General features: G+C 64.3%; 16 protein-coding genes. 8 read left to right on the top strand and 8 right to left on the bottom strand.

Translation table 11 applies throughout. The features are described from left to right. Positions 1-196: 196 nt before the first annotated feature. The 4 genes from DCO45_RS10650 to lgt all read right to left on the bottom strand — a co-directional run bounded on the left by DCO45_RS10650 (position 197) and on the right by lgt (position 4,361). Positions 197-1,675 (bottom strand): malonyl-CoA decarboxylase, encoded by a 1,479-nt coding sequence (locus tag DCO45_RS10650; RefSeq protein WP_116925827.1) that lies wholly within the window; start codon positions 1,673-1,675, stop codon positions 197-199. Next, positions 1,672-2,340, bottom strand: a complete 669-nt coding sequence (locus tag DCO45_RS10645) for a GntR family transcriptional regulator (RefSeq protein WP_116925826.1) — start codon at positions 2,338-2,340, stop codon at positions 1,672-1,674. The genes DCO45_RS10650 and DCO45_RS10645 overlap by 4 nt, the downstream gene beginning before the upstream one ends. A 299-nt stretch (positions 2,341-2,639) precedes the next feature. Then, on the bottom strand, positions 2,640-3,428 hold the full coding sequence (locus DCO45_RS10640; RefSeq protein ID WP_116925825.1) for a transporter substrate-binding domain-containing protein: 789 nt from the start codon (positions 3,426-3,428) through the stop codon (positions 2,640-2,642). 102 nt (positions 3,429-3,530) lie between these two features. Continuing rightward, complete coding sequence (lgt, locus tag DCO45_RS10635) at positions 3,531-4,361, bottom strand: prolipoprotein diacylglyceryl transferase (RefSeq protein ID WP_116925992.1); 831 nt, start codon at positions 4,359-4,361, stop codon at positions 3,531-3,533. A gap of 275 nt (positions 4,362-4,636) precedes the next feature. Between lgt and dapA the strand changes: the two genes are divergently transcribed. Next, positions 4,637-5,533, top strand: coding sequence for a 4-hydroxy-tetrahydrodipicolinate synthase (gene dapA, locus DCO45_RS10630; protein ID WP_116925824.1), 897 nt, complete (start codon positions 4,637-4,639; stop codon positions 5,531-5,533). A gap of 38 nt (positions 5,534-5,571) precedes the next feature. After that, positions 5,572-6,678 (top strand): outer membrane protein assembly factor BamC, encoded by a 1,107-nt coding sequence (bamC, locus tag DCO45_RS10625; protein ID WP_116925991.1) that lies wholly within the window; start codon positions 5,572-5,574, stop codon positions 6,676-6,678. Between the two features lie 252 nt (positions 6,679-6,930). On the opposite strand, the gene DCO45_RS10620 is transcribed toward bamC, so the two are convergent. From DCO45_RS10620 to DCO45_RS10610, 3 genes are all read right to left on the bottom strand, one after another. Further along, the gene (locus DCO45_RS10620) at positions 6,931-7,326 is read right to left on the bottom strand and encodes a hypothetical protein (protein WP_116925823.1); all 396 of its coding nucleotides are present in this window, start codon (positions 7,324-7,326) and stop codon (positions 6,931-6,933) included. 200 nt (positions 7,327-7,526) lie between these two features. After that, on the bottom strand, positions 7,527-8,051 hold the full coding sequence (locus DCO45_RS10615; RefSeq protein WP_116925822.1) for a hypothetical protein: 525 nt from the start codon (positions 8,049-8,051) through the stop codon (positions 7,527-7,529). Continuing rightward, positions 8,051-9,199: a cupin domain-containing protein gene (locus DCO45_RS10610; protein ID WP_116925990.1), complete on the bottom strand. Its 1,149-nt coding sequence runs from the start codon at positions 9,197-9,199 to the stop codon at positions 8,051-8,053. Before DCO45_RS10610 ends, DCO45_RS10615 begins: the two co-directional genes overlap by 1 nt. Before the next feature lie 53 nt (positions 9,200-9,252). Here DCO45_RS10610 and DCO45_RS10605 point away from each other — a divergent pair, with 53 nt between their 5' ends. From DCO45_RS10605 to DCO45_RS10580, 6 genes are all read left to right on the top strand, one after another. Continuing rightward, entirely contained in the window at positions 9,253-9,777 is a 525-nt protein-coding gene (locus tag DCO45_RS10605; protein WP_021027081.1) for an FKBP-type peptidyl-prolyl cis-trans isomerase, read from the top strand. A gap of 134 nt (positions 9,778-9,911) precedes the next feature. After that, complete coding sequence (locus tag DCO45_RS10600) at positions 9,912-10,472, top strand: MarR family transcriptional regulator (protein ID WP_116925821.1); 561 nt, start codon at positions 9,912-9,914, stop codon at positions 10,470-10,472. 85 nt (positions 10,473-10,557) lie between these two features. Continuing rightward, positions 10,558-11,049: a DUF393 domain-containing protein gene (locus tag DCO45_RS10595; RefSeq protein WP_165841176.1), complete on the top strand. Its 492-nt coding sequence runs from the start codon at positions 10,558-10,560 to the stop codon at positions 11,047-11,049. 42 nt (positions 11,050-11,091) lie between these two features. Beyond that, positions 11,092-12,021 carry an NAD-dependent epimerase/dehydratase family protein gene (locus DCO45_RS10590; protein ID WP_116925819.1) on the top strand — a complete coding sequence of 310 codons (930 nt, stop codon included), beginning with the start codon at positions 11,092-11,094 and terminating at the stop codon, positions 12,019-12,021. Next, entirely contained in the window at positions 12,018-12,425 is a 408-nt protein-coding gene (locus tag DCO45_RS10585) for a DoxX-like family protein (RefSeq protein WP_116925818.1), read from the top strand. The genes DCO45_RS10590 and DCO45_RS10585 overlap by 4 nt, the downstream gene beginning before the upstream one ends. Next, positions 12,425-12,901 carry a DUF2269 domain-containing protein gene (locus DCO45_RS10580; RefSeq protein ID WP_116925989.1) on the top strand — a complete coding sequence of 159 codons (477 nt, stop codon included), beginning with the start codon at positions 12,425-12,427 and terminating at the stop codon, positions 12,899-12,901. Before DCO45_RS10585 ends, DCO45_RS10580 begins: the two co-directional genes overlap by 1 nt. Positions 12,902-12,905: 4 nt before the next feature. Here DCO45_RS10580 and DCO45_RS10575 read toward each other — a convergent pair whose 3' ends face one another. Continuing rightward, positions 12,906-13,823, bottom strand: a complete 918-nt coding sequence (locus tag DCO45_RS10575) for a Dyp-type peroxidase (protein ID WP_116925817.1) — start codon at positions 13,821-13,823, stop codon at positions 12,906-12,908. Positions 13,824-13,860: the final 37 nt, after the last annotated feature.

Genomic DNA, 13,860 nt, shown 5'->3' with positions numbered 1-13,860 from the left:
CATCTTGTCTCCTAACGGTTATTTTTAAAGATCCACGCACACCCGCCTGCGCGCGCCGACAGCAACGCTCAGGCCCTGGGTGGTCAGCAAAGAATGCCTACCACCCAGGCTGCGGCCCTATGGGGGCCTGCAGCTCTCTCCAGGCCAGCGCAGCGCCCGGGGGCGCGATGCTGGCCTGCCATCCTCAAAAACAGGTTCAGACCTTGGCCAGCGCCTCAATGCCCGATGACACCGGAATCTTTCCCTGGGCGAGCGCATTGCGGTGCTTGTCCAGGCGCTTCAAGTCGTACAGGTAGTTCACCATCAAACCATAGGACTGCTTGATGCCCTTGGCCGAGGTATCGCCCGCCCAGTTCAGGCGCTCGACCCGCGAGCCATTGCCGAGGTGAAAGCGCGCGACCGGGTCCACCGGTTTGTCCTTGACCAGGCTCTTGCCCAGGTAGCGGGCAGCGGCATGCAGCAGCAGCTTGGCGGCCGCATCGCCCGCCTGCCACTGGCCCGGTTGCTCCAGCGCGGCCATCCAGTCGTCCACCGTGGGCTCAGCCTTGTCCAGCGCCTTGCCCAGCTCGGCACGCAGGCGCTTGTCGGCGCCCTCCCAGACCTCGCCAGCATTCTTGCCCAGCCAGCTGCGAAAACCGGGTATCGGCGACAAGGTGGCGAACTGGCGCAGCTTGGGAAACTCCTGCAGCAGTTGCTCGACCACGGTCTTGATCAGCGAATCGCCAAAACTCACGCCGCGCAAACCCGTCTGGGTGTTGCTGATCGAGTAGAAGATCGCCGTGCTGGCCTTGTTCACATCGGCTGCGGCAGCGGCCTCGTCCAGCAGCGGCGCAATGCTGTCCGACATCTTGTCGACCAGGGCCACCTCGACAAAGATCAGCGGTTCGTTGGGCAGGCGCGGGTGGAAAAAGCCGTAGCAGCGGCGGTCGCTGTCGAGGCGGTTTTTCAGGTCCGTCCAGCTGCGGATGTCGTGCACCGCTTCGTACTTGATGAGTTTTTCGAGCAAGGACGCGGGCGAATCCCAGCTGAGGCTGCGCAGCTCCAAAAAGGCGATGTCAAACCAGGTCGAGAACAGGTATTCCAGATCGGCGTCCACAGCGACCAGCCATTCCTGGCTCTTGAGCTGGGGCAGCATCTGCGCGCGCAGATCGAGCAAGAAGCGCATGCCCTGCGCGGGCACCGCAAAGCGCTGAAACAGGCGCATGCGCGGGGTCTGCAAGGCCTTGCGCAGGTGGCGCTCGGCAGCGGCCATGCTGGCGGTGCCGATCGCGTCTTCGTAGCGCTGGCGCGCCTGGCCAATCTTGGCCACATCGGGCATGAACTGCTCGCACAGCAGGCGCCAGCAGTCCAGGCGCTGCTCGGGCTGGGCGGCGGCATACCACTGCATCACCGGCTCGGCCAGGCGCCCGCCTTCGGCGTCACTCACCTCGCTGGCACCCACGGCCTGCAGGTCCGCCAGCAGGCGGCGCAACTCGCGCGGCGACAGCGCCTCATTGCCCCGGCGCAAGGTGGCCTTGAGGCGCTCGGTGGTGCTGCGCTCGCCTTCGGCAGCGCTGCTGCTGCCCAACTCGGTAGGAATGCCGACCGAGCGCAGCCAGGCCGCGCTTTTTTGCAGCCAGTTGTTGGCGGCGCTGTCCACCGCGGTAGCGGGCGAAGTTTCGGTAGCGGTGGTCATAAAGCAATCCTTGACAGTGAAAGGGGGGTGGTTCGCAGCAGGGCCTTGCGCTGCTGCAGCAAATGGTTGCGCATGGTCTGCTCGGCGGCATCGGCGTCGCCCGTCAGCATCACGGCATAGATATCGAGGTGCTCCTGCAAGCTGGCCTGCAGGCGGCCCGGCGCGCGCAGCTGGTGCAGCCGCGCCAGACGCAGAATGCGGCGCAGATCGGCAATGGCCTGGGCCAGCCAGCGGTTGTCGGCCAGGGTGATGAAGGCCTCATGGATCTGGTGGTTCATGCGGTAGTAGGCCGCGATATCGCCCGCCTCGGCGTAGTGGGCCAGCTGCTCGTGCATCACATCGAGCACGGCGCGGTCGGCGCTGCTGAGTTTCTTGGTCGCCTCGTACGCGGCACGCCCTTCCAAGAGCGCAATGACTGGAAAGATATCGTCCAGATCGCGCTCGGTCACGGTCTCGACAAAGCAGCCACGCCGCGGCTCATGGCGCAGCAACCCTTCGGAGACCAGCAGTTTGAGCGCTTCGCGCAGCGGCGTGCGCGAGACGGAGAGCTGGTCGCACAGCGCCTTTTCATCGAGCAGCTCGCCCGCCGCCAAGGTGCCGGCAAAGATCAGGTCGCGCACCTGGATCGCCACCGTGTCGTGCAAGGACTGTCCGGCAACCGCCATCCGCTCACTCCTTTGGAAAAGTCGTTCTGCACCGTCCACGCCAAAATCTCAGGTTGGCTCTGGCATTGTCTCTGACTAAGAGACCCAACTCAACGGTGCAATGCTGTAATTATGAGAAATTACAGCGCATTTTGGCCCCCGTGTTAACACCCGGTTCATCCCCCGCGACCACTGTTACCGGTGCAAACGCTTACCCTCCCGCTTTGCGGACACAAAAAAAGCAGGCACCGGTTGCTCCAGGCCTGCTTGCGTCATTGGTGGGGGCCACGCCCCCTGCCGCTGCGAACTACGTTGCGTTCTCAGTCCTTGCCGTAAGGGTCAAAGTCAAAGTACTTGTCGGCGATCTGCTTGTAGCGCCCGTCCGCGCGGATGGCGGCAATCGCATCATTGAGTGACTTCTTCAGCTCGGGCTGGCCCTTGCGCATCGCAATGCTGGCGCCTTCGCCAAAGATCTTCTTGTCCACCAAGGTGTCGCTGACAAACTCAAAGTTCTGGCCCTCGGGCTTTTTCAAAAAGCCGTAGGCGATCTCGACGCTGTCGGCGACCGAGCCGTCCAGGCGGCCGGAATTGATGTCCAGGTAGACCGGGTCACGGCCGGGGTAGGACACCACATCGGCGCCTGCGGGCTTGAGGTAGGTCAGCGCCCACTTCTCCTGGATGCTGGCCTTGAGCACACCGATCTTCTTGCCTTTGAGCGATTCAGGGCCGGTGTACTTGAAGCCTTTGGGCATCACGATGCGCGCACCGGTGTGGTAGTACTTGTTCGTGAAGTCCACAACACGGGCGCGGTCCTCGTTCTTGGCCATCGAGCTGATGATCACGTCGTACTTCTTGGCCTGCAGACCGGGGATCATGCCGTCCCAGACCTGCTCGACAAACACGCACTTGCGCTTGATCTGGGCGCACAGCGCGTTGGCGATGTCGACGTCGAAACCGGCGGGCTGGCCAGTGGGCAGCTTGTAGGTAAAGGGCTCATAGCTCAGGTCCACGGCCACTTTCAGATCGGGCAAGGCCTGCAGCGCAGACACCGCTGCACTGCCCAGCACGCACACACCGGCCACCAGGCCCAGCACCCATTTTTTGGTCATATCGTCCTATCTCCGCTCAGACAAAAAACAAAGCCGCTGTGCCAGAGGAATCCGGCACAGCGGCTGATCAGTATAGCCCTATAAATTCAGGGGATACGCGGTTTAGGCCGTCGTCAACACCGGCTGGTTGCGGCCCCGGCTCCAGAGGTAAATCCCCAGCAGCACCATCGGCAGGCTGAGCCACTGGCCCATGCTCAGGTTCAGCGACAGCAGGCCCAAAAAGTCATCGGGCTCGCGGAAGTACTCGGCAATAAAGCGCAGCAGGCCGTAGCCGATCAGAAAGACGCCAGCGACCTGGCCCTCGCCACGCGGCTTGCGCGAGTACAGCCACATCACCACGAACAGCAGCACGCCTTCGAGCAGGAACTGGTAGATCTGCGAGGGGTGGCGCGGCAGCATCGAGCCGCTTTGCGGAAATACCATGCCCCAGGGCAGATCGGGGCTTGAGAAGCGCCCCCAGAGCTCGCCATTGATGAAGTTGCCCACGCGGCCCGAGGCCAGGCCCAGCGGGATGCAGGGCGCGACAAAGTCGGCCACCTGCAGCCAGGGCCGGCCCTTGAGCTTGGCATACAGCACCATGGACACGATCACGCCCACCAGGCCGCCATGAAAGCTCATGCCGCCCTGCCAGACGGCCAAGATCTCCAGCGGGTGGCTGAGGTAGTAAGCGGGTTTGTAGAACAGGCAGTAGCCCAGGCGGCCGCCGACGATGACGCCCAGCACGCCATAGAACAGAATGTCCTCGACATCCTTGCGCTGCCAGCGCGTGGGCGTGGTGACCGAGGCAAAGGGCTGGTCCTTGAGGCGGCGTATGCCCAGGAACAAAAACAGGCCAAAGGCGACCAGATAGGTCAGTCCATACCAATGCACGGCCAGCGGGCCGAGCTTGATGGCAATCGGGTCAAATTGGGGATACATCAGCATGGCAGGCATTGTGCCGCAGTTCACGGCAGGCAGCGCCATCCCCAGTGGGAGCCACAGGACTTACCCGCACCCATGCGCATTCGATTACACAATCGATATCAAGCCATCACCCCAAAATTTACGTCAAATTAACCAAATAACTGCTACAAGACATTCAAAATGACCAAACAATAAACGTGTTTGCAATCAATATGACAGCAATTGCTGCTGGGCGCGCTATACTGCCTGCGGCGGCGGCAGTCCAGCCCCCGCTAGAATCTTCCATCCAGCTTCCATTCCACGCTATGACTTCCACCAGTGTTCCATTGACCGGTAGTATTGTTGCCCTGATCACCCCCCTGCATGCCGATGGCAGCGTGGACTATGCAAGCCTGCGAAAACTGATCGACTGGCATATCGCCGAAGGCACCAACTGCATCGGTGTGGTGGGCACCACGGGCGAGTCGCCCACGGTCACCGTCGAAGAGCACATGGAGATCATCCGCGTCTCCGTCGAGCAGGCCAACAAGCGCGTGCCCATCATGGCCGGCTGTGGCGCCAACTCGACCCACGAAGCCATCACGCTGGCCAAGTACGCCAAGAGCGTGGGCGCCGACAGCCAGCTGCAGGTCGTGCCCTACTACAACAAGCCGACCCAGGAAGGCCAGTTCCAGCACTTCAAGGCGATTGCCGAAGCGGTGGGCGACCTGCCCATCTTCCTCTACAACGTACCGGGCCGCAGCGTGGCCGACATGCAGCACGACACCGTGCTGCGCCTGGCCGAAGTGCCCGGCATCGTCGGCATCAAGGAAGCGACCGGCAACATCGAGCGCGCCCAGTGGCTGATCAAGGATGCGCCAGCCGGCTTTGGCATCTACTCAGGCGATGACCCCACCGCCGTGGCCCTGATGCTGTGCGGCGGACACGGCAATGTCAGCGTCACCGCCAACGTCGCGCCACGCCTGATGAGCCAGCTATGCCAGGCGGCAATTGCCAAGGATGTTGGTCGGGCTATGGAAATTCAGAATAAACTGCTGCCGCTGCATAAAGCCCTCTTCTTGGAGGCCAACCCCATTCCGGTAAAGTGGGCGGCCAACAAGATGGGCCTGTGTGGCCCGACCCTGCGCCTGCCGATGACCGAGCTTTCCGCCGGTCTGCATGGCACGGTGGAAGCTGCAATGCGCGGAGCCTCCTTGCTCTAAAGCAACACCCGCGCGTTGCCTCTGTTAAGGATTTGAACGTGAATTCCCTCGCAAAACTCAGCGTGCTGAGCCTGTCTGTCACTTTGGCCGCTTGCGGTACCGGCAATATTCTCGAAGGCGACAAGATCGACTACAAGAGCGCCTCCAAGGGGCCAACGCTGGAAGTCCCCCCGGACCTGACCCAGCTGTCCAAGGACTCGCGCTATGTCGTGCCTGGCGGCACGGTCTCGGCTGCGGCCTACCAGGTGCAAAAGGATGCGGCCCCCAAGGGCACGGCCAACACCGCCGCGTCGCAGATTGGCGACGTGCAAATCGAGCGCGATGGCAACCAGCGCTGGCTGGTCATCGACCGCCCCGCAGACAAGGTCTGGGAGCCGGTCAAGGACTTCTGGCAGGAAAGCGGCTTTGCGCTGACCATCGAGCGCCCCGACATCGGCATCATGGAAACCGACTGGGCCGAAAACCGCGCCAAGCTGCCGCAGGATTTCATCCGCCGCTCCATTGGCAAGGTGTTTGACTCGATCTACTCGACCGGCGAGCAGGACAAGTTCCGCACCCGCATCGAGCGCCGCCCCGATGGCAAGACCGAAATTTACGTGAGCCACCGCGGCATGGAAGAGGTCTACTCCAACAAGGAAAAGGACAGCACTATCTGGCAGCCGCGCAAGGCCGATCCAGAGCTGGAAACCGAATTCCTGCGCCGCATCATGGTCAAGCTGGGCGTGAGCGAAGAGCAGTCCAAGGCGATTGCCGCAGCGCCGCTGGCCCCTGTGAGCACCTCCAAGATCGCGACCGCTGCCGATGGCTCGCCCGTGCTGCAGGTCAGCGATCCGTTTGACCGCACCTGGCGCCGTGTGGGCCTGGCGCTGGACCGCACGGGCTTTACCGTTGAGGACCGCGACCGCAGCCAGGGCGTGTACTTTGTGCGCTACATCGACCCGACCGATCTGAACAAGAAGCCCGACGGTTTCTTTGCCAAGATCTTCAACCGCAACCCGGATGCACCGGACCCGATCAAGTACCGCATCCAGGTCAAGAGCGAAGCCAACACCAGCAATGTCACCGTGCTCAACGAGAGCGGCAAGGCCGACACCTCGGCGAACGCCCAGCGCATTCTGAAGGTGCTGGCAGACGACATGAAGTGATGCGCTGCGCGGCCTGACCTGGCCGTGTACCGCAACACCCCCGAAGCCACTGCGCAGCCGCAGTGGCTTTTTTCATGGGCGCGGGCTATGGAATGGACTGTGGGCAACCAAGGACATTGACTTCAGAGCCATGCCAGCGGCTGCTCGCAATGCACCCCGCGCGCGCCAATAAAAAAGCCCGTGCAAAGCACGGGCTCGTTCAGGCAAGTCTGCAGCGCAGGCCCGGCATCCACCAGGCCAGCGGCTCAGCGCTTACTTGCTCACCGATTCCTTGGCAGCGGTAGCGGCGTTGGCAGCAGCATCAGCAGCCGACTTGGCAGCGTCAGCGGCAGCAGCGCCTGCGTCCTTGGCGGCTTCAGCGGCATTGTGGGCAGCGTCCTTGGTCGCATCGACGGCATTGCCAGCAGCTTCCTTGGTAGCGTCTGCAGCCTTCGAAGCAGCAGCGCTGGCATCGGCAGCAGCGTCCTTGGCAGCATCAGCAGCAGCGTTGGCGGCGTCCTTGGCAGCTTCAACAGCAGGTGCGGGTGCAGGTGCTGGCGCTTCCACGGGCGCAGGTGCTGGTGTGGGCACAGCAGCTTCTTCCTTCTTGCCGCAAGCAGCCAGAGCAACAGCAGCCATCAACGATGCGATAACAAGGGATTTCTTCATTTGGATATTCCTAACGACGGTGGATTTTTGTGGAACGGGCCAGGGCAAACAGAACGCTCGGGCCAAGAGTGCGTAGCACAAAGTAATTAACGCCTGAGCGTCTGAAATGAATTATAGGGATTACCCGGTCTGGCTGACTATGCCAGGCGTATGTCTTTCGTTGCCGCGCAGCAACGAAAGACACGCTTGTCAACAATGGCCTACAAACCCAGCACCGTCGCGGCAAAGTCCGGCGTGCTGGCCGAGCGGATCCACTCCTGCAGGCGCTCGCCCAAGGGCACGATGGCGCTGCGCTCGGCACTGGCCACGCCCACGCAGCGCGCCGCATCGAGGCGCTGCACGGCCCACTGGGGCGACCACAGCGCGCTGGGGACCTGCGCCTCGTCGCGGCTGAGCAGCCTGCGGCACTGCAGGCGGTGGTCCCAGGTCCTGCGCCATTGCACCCAGCGCGGGTGGCGCTGCACCAGGCGGTCAAAGCGGTGGGCCAGCACCGTCATCTGCCCGCCCTGGCGCGCCCATTGGTGCAGCAGCTCCACCGCATCGGCGCTGCCCCAGGGCCAGTCGGCAAAATCCAGGTCGGCGACGATGACCTGGCGCCAGCCCTGCACCGCGGCCTGCTGCAGAAAATGCAGCACTTGCGCATCGAATGCAGCCCGGCCGTCAAAACGGCCGCTCAGGCCATCGGCGGGCTGCCATGCAGCGGGCGCGGGGCTGGCGCTGGCCATCACTGCGGCAACGCGTGGGCCCAGCCATCCTCGCACCACTGCGACAGCAGCTGCAAGGCATCGTCGCTGGCGCCGCTGATATCGCGCCGGTCCAGGTGGCGGCCATCGGCCAGCTTCTTCATCAGGCTGAAGTCGCGGCCGGCAGCGCGGTAGCTCTCGCCATTGATGAAGACATGGTGCTCGTCGTACACCATGCGGGTCTTGCGGTCCAGCGCCACGGCTTCGAGCATGGCAGGCGAATCCTCGGGCTCGAACCAGACATTGGCCTTGGGCTCGGTCAGCGCCTCGCCCAGTGCACGGGCCAGCGCCAGCGGCTCGGCCAGGCGCTTTTCGATCGCCGCGCGGGCAAAGTCCAGCATCGCAGGCGGTATCGCTCCGGGCGCCTGCACCGCCGCCTGCTTGGGGTCCTGGTAGATCGGCGAGCCGGCCTTGGCGTTGACCTCGTCCATCTCATCGCTCTCGGACATGCGCATCAGCAGCTCGCCAGCCAGCTCCTGCTGCGCGGGGGAGCGGAAACCGATCGAGTAGGTCATGCACTCGCCTTCGGCCACGCCGTCGTGCGCATAGCGCGGCGGCAGGTAGAGCATGTCGCCGGGCTCGAGCACATACTCCTCTTGCGCTTCGAACTCGGCCAGGATCTTGAGCGGTATGCCGTCCTTCAGCGCCAGGTTCTTTTGCTTGCCGATGCGCCAGCGGCGCTTGCCATGGGCCTGCAGCAAGAACACGTCATAGCTGTCGAAATGCGGGCCCACGCCGCCGCCATCGCTGGCGTAGCTGACCATCAGGTCATCGAGGCGCGCGGCCGGCACAAAGGCGAAGCGCTGCAGCAGCGCATGGGCAGCATCGCTGTGCAGATCCAGGCCCTGCAGCAGCAAGGTCCATTCCGGCGTCTTGAGCGAGGGGATGGCACGGCGGCTGAAGGGCCCGTGCTTGACCGTCCAGGCGCCCGCCTTGTGCTGGATCAGGCGCGACTCCACCCCCTCCTCGCCGGCCAGCGCAAACAGCTCTCTGCGCGGCAGCGGCAGCTGCAGGTCCTTCCAGTCGCTGACGGCGCCGCGCACCAGCAGTGGTTTTTTCTGCCAGTAACGGCGCATGAACTGGGCCGGGGAGATGCCCCCCAGCAGAGGCAGTGCTTGTTCGATTTGCATGGCTTTCTCGGTAATCCTCTGGGCGCCCGCGCCCAAACTGCGACAATTGTCCTATGGAAATCATTGATCAATGCGTGGTCGCACTGACCTGGACGCTGAAAGACACTTTGGGCGAGACCCTGGATGTGCTCGACGAGCCCGTGGAATTCCTGGTCGGAGGCCAGGATCTGCTGGCGCGCGTGGAGCAGGCGCTGCAAGGCCATACCGTCGGTAGCCGCGTGCAGCTGCACCTGGAGCCCGAAGATGCCTTTGGCGATTACGACGAAGAAAAAGTCTTTCTGGAATCGCGCGCGCTCTTCCCCGCCGATCTGGAAGAAGGCATGACCATCGAAGGCCATGCTCTGCCCCAGGGCACCAACCCCGATGCGCCGCGCGACATGATCTACACCGTCACCGAGCTCTACCCCGAGCATGTGGTGCTGGACGGCAACCATCCGCTGGCCGGCATCGCCATTCGCCTGGACATCCAGGTGGCTGCCGTGCGCGAGGCGACCGAAGAAGAGATCGGCACGGGCACCTGCGGCACCGGCTTTTTCCGCGTGCAACCCCAGGCGCCAGGCAATAACCTGCTGCACTGAGCACGGCGCTGGCTGCATCTGTCACCAGACCGCCAGCAAAACAACCCAAACCAAGGCCATCCATCCGCGATGGCCTTTTTATTGCATCTTAATTTCTGTCTTGACAGAAATAAATGAAGCCCTAGAATTCACCCATGCAAATGACCGACATCCAACAACAATTTGTGCTGCACTGGGGCGAGATGGGATCGCTGTGGGGCGTCAACCGCACGGTCTCGCAAATCCATGCGCTGCTGTTTGTGCTGGGCAAGCCGCTCAATGCCGAGCAGCTGAGCGAGACCTTGAATGTGGCGCGCTCCAATGTCAGCAACAGCTTGAAGGAGCTGCAATCCTGGCAGCTGGTGCGGGTGACGCATGTGCTGGGCGACCGGCGCGACTATTTCGAGACCAGTGTCGATGTCTGGGAGCTCCTCCGAACCATCGTGCGGGAGCGCAAGGAGCGGGAGTTCGACCCCACCACCCGCCTGCTGCAGTCCTTGGTCAACAGCCCCGACTTTGCCCGCGAAAGCCCCGATGGCCAGGACCGTATCCTGGCGACCCTGGAGTTGATGCAAAAGCTGGGCGCCTGGAGCGACGAGATGCTGCGGCTCTCGCCCGCCACGCTGGACAAGATCCTGACCTTGGGCGCGACCGTGCAGCGCTTTGTGCGTGGCACACCTGCCGCGCAGGAGCCCGAGGCGCTGAGCAAACCCTGAGAACACCATGGCCGTGCCCAGCAGGGACCGGCCTTTTTTTGGCGCATTCATTTCTGTTTTGACAGAAATATTGAAAGGACAGCATATGCCCCGCCGTGACAGTTTTGCCACCCAGTTTCCGCTGACCATCTACTACGACGCCAGCTGCCGCATGTGCAATGCCGAGATGCGCCATCTGATGCTGCGCAACCGCGCGGGCAAGCTCCTCTTTGTCGATGCCTGCACCGCCGATCTGAGCCAGGCCCCGGCCGACAAGGCCGCGCTGATGCAGTCCATCCATGGCGTGGGGGCCGACGGCCAGGTCTACACCGGCGTCGATTGCCTGACGCGCGCCTACCTGGGCGTGGGCTGGGACTGGGTGCCCCGGCTCGCGGGGCTGCCGCTGGTGGCCGGTGCACTGGACACGCTCTACCCGCTGCTGGCCCGCAACCGCTACCGCCTGCCGCTGGCCCCGATGGCCTGGGTACTGGAGCAGGGCCTGCAATGCACCGTACGGCGCCAGGCCCGGCAGGCCGCAGCGCGCAGCGAGGCCTGCGCACGCGGCAGCGACGCCTGCGACATCGACCGCCCGCGCTAAACGCGCTGCAACCCCAACGCCCTTGGCCAATCAGGAGAGACCATGCATACCCCCAATGCTCCCCAACCCACCGTCCTGCTCTGCGGCGGCCAGGGCTTTATCGGCCAGGCGCTGGCGCGCCAGTTGCGCGCCCTGGGCCTGCGGGTTATCGCAGCCAGCAGGCGCTCGCAGCCGCCGCTGCAGTTTGGCAAGATGCAGCAGCCGTCCGATTGGCTGCCCTATCTGCAAGGCGTGGACATGGTCATCAACGCGGTGGGCAGCCTGCGCGACCAGCCCGGGCCCAACGGCGCCCCCTTGCAGGCGCTGCACCAGACCAGCCCGCAAGCGCTGTTCGATGCCTGCGCCCAGGCGGGCGTGCGGCGCGTGATGCAGCTCTCGGCCCTGGGGGTGGAGAGCAACGACACCGATTACGCCCGCACCAAGCGTGCGGCCGATGCCCATTTGCTGGCGCTGACCGCGCAGGGCCAGCTCGAAGGCATCGTCGTGCGGCCCAGCATCGTCATCGGCGCGCAAGGCGCCAGCACCCAGCTGTTCATGCGCCTGGCGCTGCTGCCGGTGCTGGTGCTGCCAGCGGTGATGCAGCAGCGCCTGATGCAGCCGGTCGCCGTTGACGAGTTGGCCGAGGTGATGGTGCGGCTGCTGCAATCGCCCACCACCGGCGTTGTGCTGCTGGGCGGGCCCCAGCGCCTCAGCATGGCGCAGATGATTGACAGCCTGCGCCAGCAAGCGGGCCGCAGCAAGGCGCTGCAGCTGCGCCTGCCCGGCTGGGCCACCCAGGCCAGTGCACGCCTGGGCGATGCAGTACCCACCAGCCCCTGGTGCAGTGTCTCACTGCAACTGGCATCGCTGGACAACTGCTGCGACCCCGCGCCAATGGCCCAGTGGCTGGGGCGTGCGCCCACCGATCCGGCGCAGATGCTGGCCCTGATCCGCAACCCGGCAGCCCACCCATCGCCCGAAAGCCGCGCATGACCACCCCGCCCCGCGCTCAGCCCATGCAGCAGCCCTTGCAGCTATTGCGCCTGAGCTTGGTCGCCGTCTGGCTGTGGACGGCCGCAGCCAGCTGGCTGCAGTGGCAGGGCGACAGCACCGCGCTCTTGGTAGCGGGCGGCATTGCTGATCCTCGCCTGCAAGCCTGGCTGATAGGCGGCGGCGCTGCGCTGGATCTGCTGCTGGGTCTGTGGCTGCTGTGCCGACCCGGGCGCAGGGCCTATGCCGCATCGTTGGCAGCGATGCTGGCGATGACCCTGGCCGCCACCGCCCTGCTGCCCAGCCTGTGGTTGCACCCGCTGGGCCCCTTGTCCAAGAACCTGCCGATTGCCGCCGCGCTGTGGCTGCTGTGGCAAAGCAGCGCCCGCGACGGATGGAGCCGATGATGAACACCTATTTGCTGCTCAAAACGCTGCATATCCTGTCGAGCGTGCTGATGGTCGGCACCGGCTTTGGCTCGGCCTTCTATATGTTCTTTGCCAACCGCAGCGGCAATGTAGCGGCCCAGGCCGTGGTCAGCCGCCTGGTGGTGCGGGCCGACTGGTGGTTCACGACGCCAGCGGTCATCATCCAGCCGATCAGCGGCTGGGCGCTGATGGCGATGGCCGGCTGGCCCTGGCACACGCCCTGGCTGCTCTTGTCGATGGCACTGTATGTGCTAGCAGGCCTGTGCTGGTTGCCAGTGGTGGCCATGCAGATCCGCATGGCCCACATGGCCGCCCAGGCCGATGCCCAGGGCCTGCCGCTGCCCGACGCCTACCGGCGCCTGGCCGGGCGCTGGGAAGCGCTGGGCTACCCGGCCTTTGTGGCGATGCTGGGCGTGTACTACCTGATGGTCAACAAACCCACGCTTTGGAACTAGCGTTTTACAAACCCAGCGCGCGCAGATCAATGCGCCCGTCCCGCATCGGCGGGCACCAGTAGTAGGCATTGGTGACCGGGTTGGACATCTGGAACAGGCCGTCGGCAATGCCGTCTTCCTCGCCCGCCATGCGGCGCATCTGCGCCTCAAAGGCCTCAAAGCTGCGGCCAAAACCGGCAAAGATGGCGCCCACGGCGTCGCTGCCATCGGGCTGCACCTTCCACCAGGGCATATTGCGGCGCAGGATAAAGGCCTCGGGGCTGAAGCTCTCCTGCGCGGTGCGCTTGACGTGGGCCGACTCGGGCGCGTCGTCCAGCTCCTCGTTGTCGCTCAGGCGGCGGCCAATCATGTGGTCCTTTTGCAAGGCGCTCATGCGGGCAAAGGCGTCCATGTCATGCAGCCACTGCTGCACGGCAAAGTAGCTGCCGCCATCCAGCCCCGGGCCCATGCCATCGGCAATGGCGGCATGCACGGCGTCATCGTCCTGGGGGTTTTCGGTGCCGTCTTCATAGCCGGTCAGATCGCGCACCGCGTCCTTGCCGTTCCAGCCATGGCGGAAGCAATCGACCACCTTCTCGCGGCTGAAGGCCGGCGCCAGCAGCGCAGCGGCCTCGCGCGACAGACGCAGCACATCGCCCTGGTCATTGCCGCGCAGCCACAGGCACAGCGCATGGGGCGTCAGCGCCAGCGGGCCTTGGGGCCCGTTGATGGCCGGAAAATTGCGCAGGCCCGGCACCTGCACGCCCAGCAGATCGGCCACCGGCTGGCCAATGCAGACGACAGCCTGCTCGCCATCGGCCCATTGCTGCAGGCGCGCCAGCGCGGCGCGCACGGCCGGGGCGTCGCCCGAGAGTTTCCAGAGTTGGTAGCGGCTGGCAGCTGGCAGCGCCAGCAGGATTCCGGGTTGGTTCAAAGCGGTCATTATTTGGGGACGCGCAGCTGAGCCGCTGCGTCTTGGC

Source organism: Comamonas sp. JNW, from assembly GCF_003105075.1.
GTDB classification, from domain to species: domain Bacteria; phylum Pseudomonadota; class Gammaproteobacteria; order Burkholderiales; family Burkholderiaceae_C; genus Comamonas; species Comamonas squillarum.
This window is presented reverse-complemented; position numbering and strand designations above follow the sequence as displayed.